The organism is Sphingobacteriales bacterium (genome assembly GCA_016700115.1).
GTDB lineage: Bacteria > Bacteroidota > Bacteroidia > Chitinophagales > UBA2359 > UBA2359.
Genome location: CP064999.1, coordinates 150,831 through 164,346, shown reverse-complemented (window position 1 = coordinate 164,346; position 13,516 = coordinate 150,831). Strand labels below are relative to the sequence as shown.

General features: G+C 41.8%; 6 protein-coding genes and 3 tRNA genes. 3 read left to right on the top strand and 6 right to left on the bottom strand.

Going from position 1 to position 13,516, the window contains the following annotated elements; translation table 11 throughout:
- Window positions 1–60 precede the first annotated feature (60 nt).
- From IPM47_00650 to IPM47_00630, 5 genes are all read right to left on the bottom strand, one after another.
- The gene (locus IPM47_00650; GenBank protein QQS29491.1) at window positions 61–3,567 is read right to left on the bottom strand and encodes a T9SS type A sorting domain-containing protein; all 3,507 of its coding nucleotides are present in this window, start codon (window positions 3,565–3,567) and stop codon (window positions 61–63) included.
- A 731-nt stretch (window positions 3,568–4,298) separates the two neighbouring features.
- Window positions 4,299–6,428: an elongation factor G gene (locus IPM47_00645; protein QQS29490.1), complete on the bottom strand. Its 2,130-nt coding sequence runs from the start codon at window positions 6,426–6,428 to the stop codon at window positions 4,299–4,301.
- A gap of 226 nt (window positions 6,429–6,654) precedes the next feature.
- Window positions 6,655–6,727, bottom strand: a tRNA-Gly gene (locus IPM47_00640).
- A 23-nt stretch (window positions 6,728–6,750) separates the two neighbouring features.
- Window positions 6,751–6,836 (bottom strand) — tRNA-Leu (locus IPM47_00635).
- 41 nt (window positions 6,837–6,877) lie between these two features.
- A tRNA-Gly gene (locus tag IPM47_00630) sits at window positions 6,878–6,950 on the bottom strand.
- A 922-nt stretch (window positions 6,951–7,872) separates the two neighbouring features.
- Here IPM47_00630 and IPM47_00625 point away from each other — a divergent pair.
- Entirely contained in the window at window positions 7,873–8,289 is a 417-nt protein-coding gene (locus IPM47_00625; GenBank protein ID QQS29489.1) for a hypothetical protein, read from the top strand.
- A gap of 185 nt (window positions 8,290–8,474) precedes the next feature.
- A complete protein-coding gene (locus IPM47_00620; GenBank protein QQS29488.1) occupies window positions 8,475–9,056 on the top strand; it encodes a bifunctional (p)ppGpp synthetase/guanosine-3',5'-bis(diphosphate) 3'-pyrophosphohydrolase in 582 nt (193 codons plus the stop codon).
- Between the two features lie 88 nt (window positions 9,057–9,144).
- Here the strand turns inward: IPM47_00620 and IPM47_00615 are convergent, their stop codons facing one another.
- Window positions 9,145–10,677 carry a trypsin-like peptidase domain-containing protein gene (locus IPM47_00615; GenBank protein QQS29487.1) on the bottom strand — a complete coding sequence of 511 codons (1,533 nt, stop codon included), beginning with the start codon at window positions 10,675–10,677 and terminating at the stop codon, window positions 9,145–9,147.
- Between the two features lie 522 nt (window positions 10,678–11,199).
- Here IPM47_00615 and IPM47_00610 point away from each other — a divergent pair.
- On the top strand, window positions 11,200–13,434 hold the full coding sequence (locus IPM47_00610; protein ID QQS29486.1) for a bifunctional (p)ppGpp synthetase/guanosine-3',5'-bis(diphosphate) 3'-pyrophosphohydrolase: 2,235 nt from the start codon (window positions 11,200–11,202) through the stop codon (window positions 13,432–13,434).
- Window positions 13,435–13,516: the final 82 nt, after the last annotated feature.

Genomic DNA, 13,516 nt, shown 5'->3' with positions numbered 1-13,516 from the left:
AGTTTAAAATCGGGACAAGCGCTTTTAAGCCCGTCCCGATTGGGTTACAGAGATATGCCGCTATTCAATTACAAGTTTCGCACTCATGTTCTTTTCACCTTTCAGATGTACTATATATATGCCTTTGGGAAGGGACGGCAGGTCTGTCTGTGCCACCCTTTGCCCGGGCAAAAGCGAGTGTTTCCAAACACTGTTGCCCTGCAAATTATACAGTTCCAATTCGGCGGCAATACCGGCAGTGGTTCGCGGAATATATACCGTTATCCGGTTGCGGGCAGGGTTGGGAATGAGTTGCAGGGTTTCCAAATCGGATTGCTTCAACTTTGGAATTTTTCGTACCGGTGTGGATGTTTTGCCCGATACCTCATCGGGCGGGACAGGCAGGCTGAAAGTTTCGCCTTTTAGGAGGGAGAGCAGCGCCTGTGCGTAGGCCGATTGGCTGCTTTGGCTATTGGCTATGGCATAGAGCATGGCTTCCTGCTGGGGTTGCAACGAAAAAGCGGTACTGTCTGCCCGCTGTATGTTTAGCGTTTGCAGGTCTTTAAACCATTGGGCATCTACGGTAGTGGCAGGCAGGCTGTCTAAAATGGCTTGCGCCTGTATGGTATTGCCTTGTTTTAAATACCACCCCACTAAGGCGCGCGCTGCATAAAGGCTGCCATCGGTACGTAAAAGATTTTCTATTTCCGCAATATTTTGTTCGTGGGTATATTGGTCTAAAAGTTTGTGCAGCAGCTCATCTTGTTCAGATTGCCGGTTGTTTATTTTCGCTTCTATAACTTGCCTTGCCGAGAGTTGCTGATAGTAAGAGATAGCGTAGAGCAAGTCGTATATATAGGTAGAAACCTGGTTTTGCGCATATCCCATTACCGCATTGCTCAGGGGGGCGTTGTCTAATAAAATATCGGCGCGTTTCCACTCTGCCATTTGGTTTGCCAGGGCAGTTGCTATAAGAACGGTATCCGACAATAAATTTCCTGCCTGTTTCAGTAGCTGATATGTTTCAAGGGCATCGGGAGCTGTTGCCAGCGTAAACAAGAGATTTTCGGTCTGTCCGGCATCTATCTGTTGTTTCAGTTGAGCAATAGTTTGTTGCAGCGCATCCCAACATTCGCGCGTTATGCACTCTTCGGGCATTGGTGGAATAGTGCCCGGCAAATCCAAACATTCTGAATCGGGGAAGTTCGAAGGTTCTTCCACGTTTATTGCCTCAAAATTATTAACGATGGTGCATCCGTCGTCCAAATCGCATTTGGGTTTTAGCCGGGCATTGGTATTAGGACTTAACAGGGTAGATTGGGGGTAGAAGTAGTTGAACTCGGCTGTAGGGGGAGATCCCGGAAAGCTAAGGGTGTTGATATGCAGTTTCGTGGGGTCGGCAGGGTCGGAAAAAAGATTAAAGCGCGGTTCTGTGCTGCTGCCCTGGTCTAAAAGCACTCCTGCCTGGTCGCCGATAGAGCTGACGAGAATTCCGTTTCTTATGGCATTGAGGTTGTTGTTTCTGACTTGCAGCCCGCTGTTGTTGCCTAAGGCCCAAACGCCGTGTGCAGATGAAAAGCTGTTACATTCGTCAAGTCCGGAACCGGTTCCGGTGTGTTGGGCAAGCACTCCTGTAAGCAGGTTGGCGTCAAATGTGTTGCCTTCTATTCTATAGTTGCCATTACCGCGGATAGCCACCCCTACGTCTGCTGAAATGGAAGTGTTTCCGCTAAAACTATTGCTACTAATTTCGAGATTGTAAGGAGCATTTGCATAAACGCCGACATGGTTGTACTTGAACTCGGAATTGCGAATGGTTACACTGCCGCTAAGAGGCATTGTATTTTGGATTTCGGCGGCATTTATAAAATAATGGAACCAGCAATTATTTTGAATGGTTGCCGTTGCGTCGTGAAGGATAATGGCGCTGCGGTGTTGGTCTGCCGGTATGGGGTTATCGGCCAAAAAACGGCAGGCATCAAACAAAATGCCGTGAGAATCCCAAACCGTTACACCGGAAAACATAGTATTTGGGTCGGGTTCAATAAACCGGCAATTTTTGAACCGGCTGAAATTAGTAAAACTATAAGGTAATATTTCTACGGCACGCCGGTTATTCTTAAACTTGAAATTTTCTGCCACAACAATACCGCCCCAATATTCTGTATTCCATGGGTTCTCCGAATTTTTAGTGGTTATAGCCGGATTGCCTCCATTTTCAATATATGTCCAGGAATTTCCGGGCGAAGGGGCATACAAGATGACCATGCCCGGGTCATTAACGCCTAAAGGTGCGTTGATATAATCGTCAATAGTCAGCGAGTTTGCATTCGGAATGCCTCCAAATAAGGACGAATGTGAAATTGCGCTATTGCCCCAAACTTCTATGTTCCTCCATCGGGTATTTGAGCAAGCGCTTGAAATACTACCCTCATTTAACACGAGTTTCGCTCCTCTCTTTACGACTATTTTACCCCCTTCGGGCATCAGCAAATGACAGCTTATGGTAAGTCTTGCTCCGGGTTCGATAATAATATCTCCATATACTCTAAAGCCAAAATCCCAATCTTCGGACACTGTTATATGGCGGGGAGCATCTAACACACCGCACTCCTTTACATATTTTTGCAAGGCGGAGCCTAAACCTAAATTGCGATGTATGATGCCCATTTGTTGTGGTGTGATATGATGAGAACTATTATTGCCCCCCATGAGATTATCGCTGCAATACTGTCCCGGAACTGAATTGCAGAGTGCAGAATCCCATATTGATGGGGTATGAGGGCATATAGTCGTACAATCTTCTGTTCCGGTGTCTAAGCCAAAAACGTCTGACAGATAGTCTATATTGGCAGGATCGCAAATAGTATCGTCATAAGTGTGCCTTAGTCCGACTATATGTCCTAATTCGTGGGCAAAATTATTGGACACACTGCCTTCAGTTAAAACTTCAACATAATAAGTATCGTCAAACACAAGACCTAAAGGAACAGTAGTGTTGCCAGGAGAAGTTATGTGCGAAACTTTTCCCGATGGTGCAAGATTGAAAGTGCCTAAGACAAATACATTTATAGTATTGTATATGTCTATGCCAATTTCTGATAAAGCATAGTCAATTTCAAAGTTATCCGGCTTGAGTATAGGGTCACTAAAAAAGTCTGTATAATTATCTACAGAAACAAAATGTATGTCTGCCAACTCAAAACGAATTTTGGAATTCGAAATATGGCAATCTCCACAAATACAAGTACGGGGTTCTAATGGGGCATCAACGTCCTCAAAATAGACATAGCTTGTATTGCTAACAAGATTTGAAAGTATTGTTCTATTGGTTTCGGTATCTGAAAAATTTTCGTAGGTTGGGTCGTTGCTATCATTCATCACGATAAACCGAAGCCGCAAGGTTTTTATTCCGGTATTTTCATCGGGCATATAGGTTTCTTTAAATTGGTAATGGTTTTGATAAGCATTCGAAACAGATGAACAACTTGTTTGTGAAGCAGTTTCAATATTTTCAGTATTCAGAGTTTCGGTAAAACATTCAAAAGGGATTTGCCCTTGTAAGGGAATACTCCAAATTTTGAGCAAGCTAAAAACTAAAATAAAAAGATAAACCTTTGTTGTTTGATATTTTCGGGGGGGGGGGGCAGGAATCTACCTTAAAGAGTTTAAATTTCATAGCCATATTCATTTTTAAATGTTAAAAAATACAAACTGCACAAATCTAAGCAATCATATTCAAAAAATCAATGCCTCTATATAAATATTTTAGATTTTTTTAACAAAGGCAAAACGTGTTTCGGAAATATAATGCGAATTGCAAATTCGATTCAGTCTATAAAAATTTCGTGCAAAGTAGGATTATCAGACATTCTAAGATTTTCATTGCAGTAAAATAATACGAATTGCAATATTAAATTAGTCTATTCAAGATAAAGGTTGGTGATTTTTTTGGAACTGAAACAATTTTGTTATCCTTATCCCGTAGGGATAATATATTGGTAGCTACGAAAAACAACCCGTCATCATCATTCCGTAGGAATGTAATAAAGGTTGTAAAAGATGTTATTCTATGTAAATTACATGCCTACGGCATTGAGATTCCTTGTACCGGCTGTTCTACCAATATAATATGCCTACGGCATTGCATTTATCCCAAAACGCCAGATTTTCGGGGTACACAGCACAATTGTATTGGGCTAATATGAAATTGCAAGCCATATCACCCCCATCCCATTCAGGCAAAAAAAAAATCGGGACAAAGTGCTTGATTCTGCAATTGTCCCGATTTTTAAGATATTAAAAACATACAAGAGGTGTTATGCTTCCTGTAGTTCTTTTTGATGTTTATCTATCAGTTGCTGTTGTATATCGCCGGGAACGGGGGTGAACTCGGAAAAATATTGGCTGTGTTTGGCGCGTCCCTGTGTCAGGGAGCGTAGGGTGGAGGAGTATTTATACAACTCCATCAAGGGCACCCGTGCTTTAATTTTTTGGTAATGACCTTCCGATTCGATGCCCATAATCATAGCGCGGCGGGTTTGCAAATCGCCCATCACATCGCCCATTGCGTCTTCGGCTACTAAAACTTCGACATCATATAAGGGTTCGAGAATGAGCGGGTTGGCTTCCTGAAAGGCTTGTTTGAAAGCCATGGTTCCGGCAATTTTAAAAGCCATATCGTTTGAGTCGACCGGGTGCATCTTTCCATCGTAAATACTAACCCGCACGTCGCGAACATAGGAGCCGGTAAGGGGTCCATCTGTCATTTTATCCATGACCCCTTTCATAATTGCGCTCATATATTTTGCATCTATGGCTCCGCCAACTATGCAGTTGTTGAATACTAATTTACCACCCCATTCCAAATTTACCTCTTCGGTGGTTCTGACCGACATTCCCTCCGGGGCAGGCATTCCTTCATAATAAGGTTCTACCAGCATGTGAACCTCACCAAACTGACCGGCACCGCCGCTTTGTTTTTTGTGCCGGTAATTGGAACGAACGGGTTTGCGGATGGTTTCGCGGAACGGGATTTTGGGTTCGATGTATTCAAACTTGATTTTATGAAGGTTTTCGGCTTTCCATTTTGCAACGGCGAGATGCAGTTCACCTTGCCCGCTCAACAAAATCTGACCGAGTTCTTTGGAATGTTCTACAATCAAGGTGGGGTCTTCGGCATGAAGAACGTGCAGGGCATGGCTGAGCTTTTCGACATCTGCCTTGTTGTCAATGCTGACGGCAACCGTAATTCGTGGTGCGGGAAACTGAATTGGGGTGATATGAACCGGACTGCCCTTTTCATACAAAGTGCTGTTGGTGGCGGTATTTTTCAGTTTCACCGTAGCCCCTATATCGCCTGCTTTCAACACATTGACCTGTTCGCGGTTGCGTCCGTTCAGAATAAAGAGTTGATTGAGGCGTTCGGTATTTTCGTTGAGCGAATTGACCAAATCGGCACCGTTTTTAACCTCGCCAGAATAGACTTTGAAAAACGACATATCGCCGAGATGCGGCTCTGAAATGGTTTTAAACACAAACAAACATACCGGCCCGTCGGGCTTGCATTGCAAAGATTTACCACTTTGACGCTGAACCGGAGGCACATCCATAGCCGAAGGTGCAATGTCGTGAATAAAACCCAGAATGCGCCCGGTTCCCATATCGGATTTTGCAGAACAACAAAATACAGGGAAAATATCGTGGTTAATCATGGAGTGCTTCATTCCCTTGGCCATTTCTTCTTCGTCCAGCGTGCCTTTTTCAAAAAACAATTCCATCAGCCCTTCGTCATTCACCGCGATGGCTTCGATCAGGGCGTTGTGCATTTCGTTTGCTTTATCTGTTTCAGAATCGGGAATCGGCTTTTTTTCAGGCTTTCCTCCCTGTGGAGGAAACACGTACATCACCATTTTCAACACATCTATAATGGCATTAAAGCCTGTGCCCTGATTGTAGGGATATTGAACCGGCACTACTTTTTCGCCAAATCTTTGTTTAGCCTGCTCTAAAGTTTTGTCAAAATCGGCTTTTTCGTGATCGGTATGGTTGATGGCAAAAATCATCGGTGTCTGATAGTTTTCGGTATATTCCCAAATCAGTTCGGTACCTACTTCAACACCATTTTGTGCATTTAGCACCATAATTGCGGTATCGGCAACCCGTAGCGAAGAAATCACCTCTCCGACAAAATCATCAAAACCCGGAGTGTCAATCAAGTTGATTTTATTGTCTTTCCATTGAAGGTGGAGCAAGGTGCTGAAAATACTGTTGCCCCTTTGTTTTTCAATATCGTGGTAATCAGATACTGTGTTCCCCTCCTCAACTGTGCCACGACGGTTAATGATGCCGGCTTCAAAGAGCATCGCTTCAACCATCGTGGTTTTCCCGCTTCCGGCATGTCCCAAAATTGCGACGTTTTTAATCTTATTAGAATCGAAAGGCTTCATAAATACTTTATTGGTTATTTAATGAAATAAACCTCGCAATTTAGAAAGATTTTTTTAGCGGCTAAATAAAAAAGAAAAAAAAGATAAAATTCCTTAAATTCAAAAAGAACCAGGCTGTAAAAAGAAGGACAAATCACCGCCGGCTTTACCGGAAAAGCCATAAAAAAATTACACCCTCACTATTGGAAATCCATAATGAGGGTGTCGGACATTTAAACATTAACTGAGCGGAAAACGAGACTCGAACTCGCGACCCTAACCTTGGCAAGGTTATGCTCTACCAACTGAGCTATTTCCGCAGAAAAAGCCTGCTCTTAAACAGTGCCCGGGGCGGGACTCGAACCCGCACGAACTTTTAGGTTCACAGGATTTTAAGTCCTGCGTGTCTACCAATTCCACCACCTGGGCAATTCGTTTTTGTGAACGGCTTTTGTTCAAAGAAGTAACTGAGCGGAAAACGAGACTCGAACTCGCGACCCTAACCTTGGCAAGGTTATGCTCTACCAACTGAGCTATTTCCGCTTATCTGATTTTAAGAAAGCGAAGGCAAAGGTAAGACATTCACTTTAAAAAACGCAAGTGCCGGCAATATTTTTTTCTTTATAACTGTTAACCTTTATTTAAAGTTCCGGGCTAATTTTAATAAAGTGTTGTCCTTTCAATCAAAAATGAGGTGTCTGTTCCAATTTGGTGAACTTTCACACTTTACGGGGAAGTGTCGGGAAGTGTCCCTTTCAGTCATCTAATGTTTCCCGGATTCTCACTTTTTTGCACCTCGTCTATGCCTTAAATCGCCCCTGCAATGGCTTAATGTAACCCTGCAATGACGCATTGCACCCCTGCAATGGTTTGAATCGCCTCTACAATGACTTAATGTGCCTTTGCAATGACTTAAAGCACCTTTGCAATAGCTTGATGTGCATTTGCAATGGCTTAATGTATCCCTGCAATGGCTTAATGTACCCCTGCATTGCTTTAAATCACCCCTGCAATGACTCAATGTACCCCTGCAATGCTTTAAATCACCCCTGCAATGACTTAATGCACCCCTGCAAAGGGCTTAAGTCAACCGTATTTTTTGTCCAAAATTTTGTGTTTTTACAAGATTTGGGTTCGAGCTGCCGGATGTTTTTTGAGGTGAGGCGGGTGTTTTTTGCTCTTTACCCTATGATTTTTAAAAACAGGGTGGTCAGTTTTTGATGAAAGGGCAGGCATTTTTAGGGTATCAATACTTAGGGGTTAAATATAGGATGATAAATGTTTGACTGAAAACAACTATCGTTCGTCAAACCAAGATAAGAGAAGTGAGGAAAATTCTAAGGTTTGCTATTTGGATAAAACATGAACCGGGATATTTAGCCTTCAATGTATGAAACGTGAATCATTCCGTTGAACTTTTAGAACAACTTTTTATGTTATCATTGCAAACACCCGGAAGTTGGCAATGACCAAAATTAAACTCATCGAAACGCCTGTGATTAGTCCGGGCACCACTATTGAAATTTCGTCAAATTTGAAACTGAGTAATGAGGCAGATGAGGAATCACAAGTTGTCGTTCATTGCAATTATATAAACAAATCGTCCGGAGAATCCTATATCAGAATTTGGGAAACCACCTATTTATACGATATGGGTTCAAGCCATATCAGCAAGTTGGTACATGCCGAAAACATTACGATGTTTCCAACCTGGAAGTATATTGCCAGAAATGGAAACGTGGTCTTTACCTTAATTTTTACAGGACTTCCAAAATCATGTACACTTTTCAGCCTGATTGAAAAAGCATACGAACCCGGACGATTTTATATCCCGAACATCACGAGAAATAATACGGATGTCTATTTCGTGGATATTCTCTAAGTATTGATTTGCTGTTTTAAAGAAACAGGAACAACCCTGAATATTGCCAACTATCAGGATGGAAATTCAGAATTAGATTATTGATTCATGATTGACCCAAATCAAATTCCTCCATTTTTAAAGAACATTAGCGTGTTTACAATTTCTGCAAATAAATTTGAAAACTTATATTTAATCGAAAAATTATGATATTTAAAGCCATCCGGTTTGTGGCAGATGCCCATGAAGGGCATTTTCGCAAAGGGACAAACATACCATATATCTCGCATCTGATAAATGTGATGAAGATATTGTGTGAAAACCAATGTAAGGAGGAGGTGATAGTTGCCGGTATTTTGCACGATGTAGTCGAGGATACACCTGTTACCATTGAAGAAGTAGCGAGCAGGTTTGACAAACGGGTTGCCGAATTGGTTGCCGGAGCATCTGAACAGGTAAAGCTAAACAAGACCGAATCGGGTGATACAAGTTGGCGTTCAAGGAAAAAACATACATTAGAACATCTTGAAAACAGCCCGGACATTGATAGCTTGTTGGTATCTTGTGCAGATAAATTAGACAACGCCCAGGCTATAAAACACGATTTACTAAAGGAAGGAGATACATTCTGGAGCAGATTTAATGCCGGGAAAGAGGATCAATACTGGTATTACAAATCTCTGACCGATATTTTGTTAAAGAGAGGTTTAGAAGCCGGTAATCCTTTGTTGTCTATGGCAAGGGAACTGGAAAAGGTGGTTGCAGAAATTTTCCCCAAACCCCTTTAGCTGCAAACTTTGGCTCGGTATGTTTAATCGCCGGTAACCTTTAAGACAAGTCCTGTTTTTCGATCATGCCGGAAGGTTGAAACAACCCTTACTTCATGCTAAAGGCATATAGTTTTTTAGACTTGTCGTTGGGATACATTCCATCAAGCATGATTCCGTCTCCTTTGGAAATTTTCTGGATATGAAGGCTCATATCTTCCAAAGTGCTGACCACTTCATTATTTAATTTTAAGATAATAAAGCCGGGTTTCATAGAGGTAGCAGTATGAAGCAGTCCGTTTTCATGGAGTTGGATAACTTTAATGCCATTTTTTATGCCTAAGCTGCTCATTTCGGCAACGCTTAACTCTTCGAACCTTGCACCTAACAGTTTTTCGAGTTCTTCGATAGGTTTTGCGTTAATTTGGGTGGTTTGAAGTGCGTTTTTAAGCACCATTTTAGTATAGACCATTTTGCCGTCTCTCAGGTAAGTGATGCCTATAATATCACCCGGTCTGAATCGGGCTACTTTTTCTTTAAATTCGGGTAAGGTGTTTACTTTATAGCCGTTTATTTCGGTAATGATATCGTCTTTTTTCAAACCGGCTTCCTCACCCGCTCCTCCTGTGGTTACTTGTTCAATAAAAACGCCGTTCATATTTTTGAGTTTTAACCTCGATGCAATTTCGGGGTTAATGTCGCGCGTATTGATTCCTAAGTATGCGCGTTGAACAGCACCGTAATTTTTAAGGTCTTCAATCACTTTTTTGGCAATATTGACGGGAACAGCAAAAGCATAACCTGCATAAGAACCGGAAGGGGTGGCAATTGCTGTATTGATGCCTATTAAATTGCCCTGAAGATTGACCAATGCGCCTCCGCTATTACCCTGATTGACGGCTGCATCTGTTTGAATAAACGATTCTATGGCGGCTTCTTCCTTCAGAATATTGATATTTCGGCCTTTTGCGCTTACAATACCTGCGGTAACGGTCGAGGCGAGATTAAACGGATTGCCGACGGCCAACACCCATTCTCCGACCTCCAGTTCATCCGAGTTTCCGTACCGGATAAAGGGCAGGTTATTGGAGTTGATTCTAAGCAAAGCAAGATCTGTTGCCGGGTCTGTTCCTACCACTGCGGCAAGAAATGAACGTTTGTCGTAGAGGGTGATTTTTATCTGAGAACTTCCGACAATAACATGGTTGTTGGTAATAATGTATCCGTCCGAAGAAACAATGACCCCTGAACCCGATGAAAGCCCTATATCTGCCCCCCCGGGTTGGTCATACCCAAACCAATCGGTTCCTTTATCTCCAAAAAGATCTCCAAAAGGATTGTTCAAAGTAGCTGCCCCCGATTTTTGTCTCATAGCGCTGATGTTTACCACAGTGGGGTTAGCGATTTTAGCGGCTTCGACAAATCCGCTGATTGGGTTCAAAAAGGCGGATTGCCCCGAAAGACGGCTGCTCAACATGGGTAAATTTATAGAGGAGGTATTTAAAACCACAGACTCGTGTTCTTTCAGACGGTTGTGTATTGCTTTTCTAAACAAATCGGGATTTAAATTGCTGTATAGCCAAACAGACATGAGCGAACTCAAAATGGCAACCCCGAAAGTAAATGAAATTTTTTTAAACATGACCGTATATTTAAGGCAAGTTTGTAAAAAGATAATTGGGCACGAAAGGAAACAGAGCTCATGCCGTTTAGATGAATGTGCAATATTACTATTTTTAAAAGACAAAACACATGCCATTTGGATAAAGCAGGAAAGGCTTGAATAGTAAACATTCATGGACTTTGTAATCAAACATCAACCATAGGTTTCCGACATAAATCCGGTTGTTAAACAATTATACAAACAAGACCGGTGAAATTGTGTGGTAAGAGAGTCAAAGCTGAATGTTGCGGTATTGAGAATGACAGGTCAAAATAAGGAAAGGAAATAGGACAATACCCGTTTTCAGAGTTGCCCATCAGGAGGGCAATTCAGAAAATTTATTTTCTGAGCAGAGATGGGGTAAATCCATACATTTTCAAATCATTTTTAGTTTGCAGATAGTGTAAATTATGCAAAATAGCAGTAATTTTGTTTTAGAGGCAAGCAGTTTTATTTTAGGCTAAAAAGTCGCACAATCCATAAATTCAAACATAGCAGAGAATGGTAACCGCAAATTTGATTCCCTACACCGAGGAAGAATTAATTGATATAAAGCAGAAATATGAGAATATGCTGACGTTTTGTGGAAAAATTAGTGAATTTGATCGCAAGCGCGTAGATGCAGCATTCGAGTTGGCATTAAAAGCACACGAGGGTGTTCGGCGCAAAAGCGGAGAATCCTATATTTACCATCCCATTGCCGTAGCCCGTATAGTATCTGAAGAAATCAGCGGATTAGACATGACCTCTATAATTTGTGCGTTGCTTCATGATGTTGTTGAAGACACACCGGTTACCTTAGAATATATATCCAAAGAGTTTAACCCCACTGTTGCTAAAATCATTGATGGATTGACGAAGATAAAGGGCATGTTTGAGCGGAAAAATCTGGCCAATATAACGGCAGAAAATTTTAAAAAACTGTTGCTTTCATTTGGTGAGGACATCCGCGTAATTATGATAAAACTGGCCGATCGGTTGCACAATATGCGAACTTTAGGCTCTATGTCCGAAATCCGGCAAATGGCGATTGCCTCTGAAACCTTGTATTTGTATGCACCTATTGCCCACCGCCTTGGACTATACCAAATCAAGACAGAGCTCGAAGATTTGAGCATGAAATATACGGACAAAGAGCTTTACAAGGAAATTGCGCAAAAGTTGCAGGAAACCAAAAAATCGAGAGAAGAGTATATAGAAAAGGTCATAGAACCAATAGAATCGGTGTTGACTAAGGCGGGTTATTCAAAATTTAAGGTGTTCGGCCGTTCGAAGCATATCTATTCCATTGCCAATAAGATGAAGAAAAAAGTGATTCCCTTCGAAGAGGTGTACGACCTTTTCGCAATTCGTGTGGTGATGGATGTTGAAGATGAAAAAAACGAAAGAGCCGTATGTTTTAACGTATTAGGGCTGATTACCGATTTATTTACCGGACTGCCGGAAAGATACCGCGAGTGGATCGGCAAGAATAAACGCAGCAATGGCTATGAATCGATACATACCACTGTGTTGGGACCTGACAGCAAATGGGTAGAGGTTCAAATCCGAACAAAACGGATGGACGTTGAAGCGGAGAAAGGAGTAGCTGCCCATTGGAAATACAAAGGCGGACACTCAGACCAAAAAACGGATACCTGGGTGAATCGGGTTAGGGAGCTTTTATCAGAAAAAGCAGAAAACAGCATTGAGCTGCTCAATGAATTCAGACATAACCTTTATGAAAATGAAATCTACATTTATACTCCAAAAGGTGATGTAAAGTATCTTCCCTTAGGGGCTACAGTTCTTGACTTTGCATTTGAAATACATACAGATTTGGGTTGCCAATGTATTGGCGCTAAAATTGAGGGGAAACTTCAGCCCATTTCTTATGTGTTGAAAAGTGGAGATCAGGTCGAAATCATCACTTCAAAAAAACAACACCCATCCGAACAATGGCTAAATTTTACCCATACTGTACGCGCCCGTTCCAAAATAAAATCTTATTTACATAACGAGAAACGCACTACAGCAGATACCGGTAAAGAAATTTTGGAACGCAAGTTAAAAGCACTGAAAATCAATTTTAACAACAATGTCATTACCGAATTGGTCAACCATTTCCGGTATTCAGATCAGCTCGATTTTTTATCTGCCATTGCCAATAACACTTTCGATACCACCCAATTGAAAAAACTAAAATTCAACGGAGATGTGTTGGAGGTTCCAGTTTCTGAAAAAAAACCGGTCCCCCTCGAAGACGGTGAGTTTTTGCTTCGAGGAGAAGAAATAAACCCGGCCGATATCAGTATTTTCGGAGGATATGCCGATAAAGTAGATTACAGCATTGCCAACTGTTGTAAACCGGTGGCAGGGGATGATGTTTTTGGATTTATTACCATCGGAAAAGGCATGAGGGTTCACCGGATTGATTGTCCCAATGCACCTCAACTAAAAGCCGATTATCCCTACAGAGTGGTTACCATCAAGTGGGGCAGGCAAACGTCCGAGCCTTTGTATTTAGTAACCATCAAAATCAATGGCCAGGACGATATCGGTTTGGTCAATAAATTAACCAATATTATTTCATCCGAACTAAAACTAAATATGCGTTCTATCTCTTTAGACGCTAAAGATGGTATCTTTGAGGGGGAAATCAATATTTATGTCAAGGACAGGGATCAGGTAAAATTAGTGGCCAAAAAACTGAAATCTTTGGAAGGCATTTTTTCAATTCATATTACCAATTTCTAACTGTTTTACAACTATGAGGTGCCGTTCTTTGTTTTTTTATTCGGATATTGAAGCCCCGGTTCCAACTTCTTTGAATCTGTAT

Bases quoted from the DNA above. Each gene is read 5' to 3' on its own strand.
- IPM47_00645 (QQS29490.1), bottom strand. From the start codon at position 6,428: ATGAAGCCTTTCGATTCTAATAAGATTAAAAACGTCGCAATTTTGGGA.
- IPM47_00625 (QQS29489.1), top strand. From the start codon at position 7,873: ATGACCAAAATTAAACTCATCGAAACGCCTGTGATTAGTCCGGGCACC.
- IPM47_00620 (QQS29488.1), top strand. From the start codon at position 8,475: ATGATATTTAAAGCCATCCGGTTTGTGGCAGATGCCCATGAAGGGCAT.
- IPM47_00615 (QQS29487.1), bottom strand. From the start codon at position 10,677: ATGTTTAAAAAAATTTCATTTACTTTCGGGGTTGCCATTTTGAGTTCG.
- IPM47_00610 (QQS29486.1), top strand. From the start codon at position 11,200: ATGGTAACCGCAAATTTGATTCCCTACACCGAGGAAGAATTAATTGAT.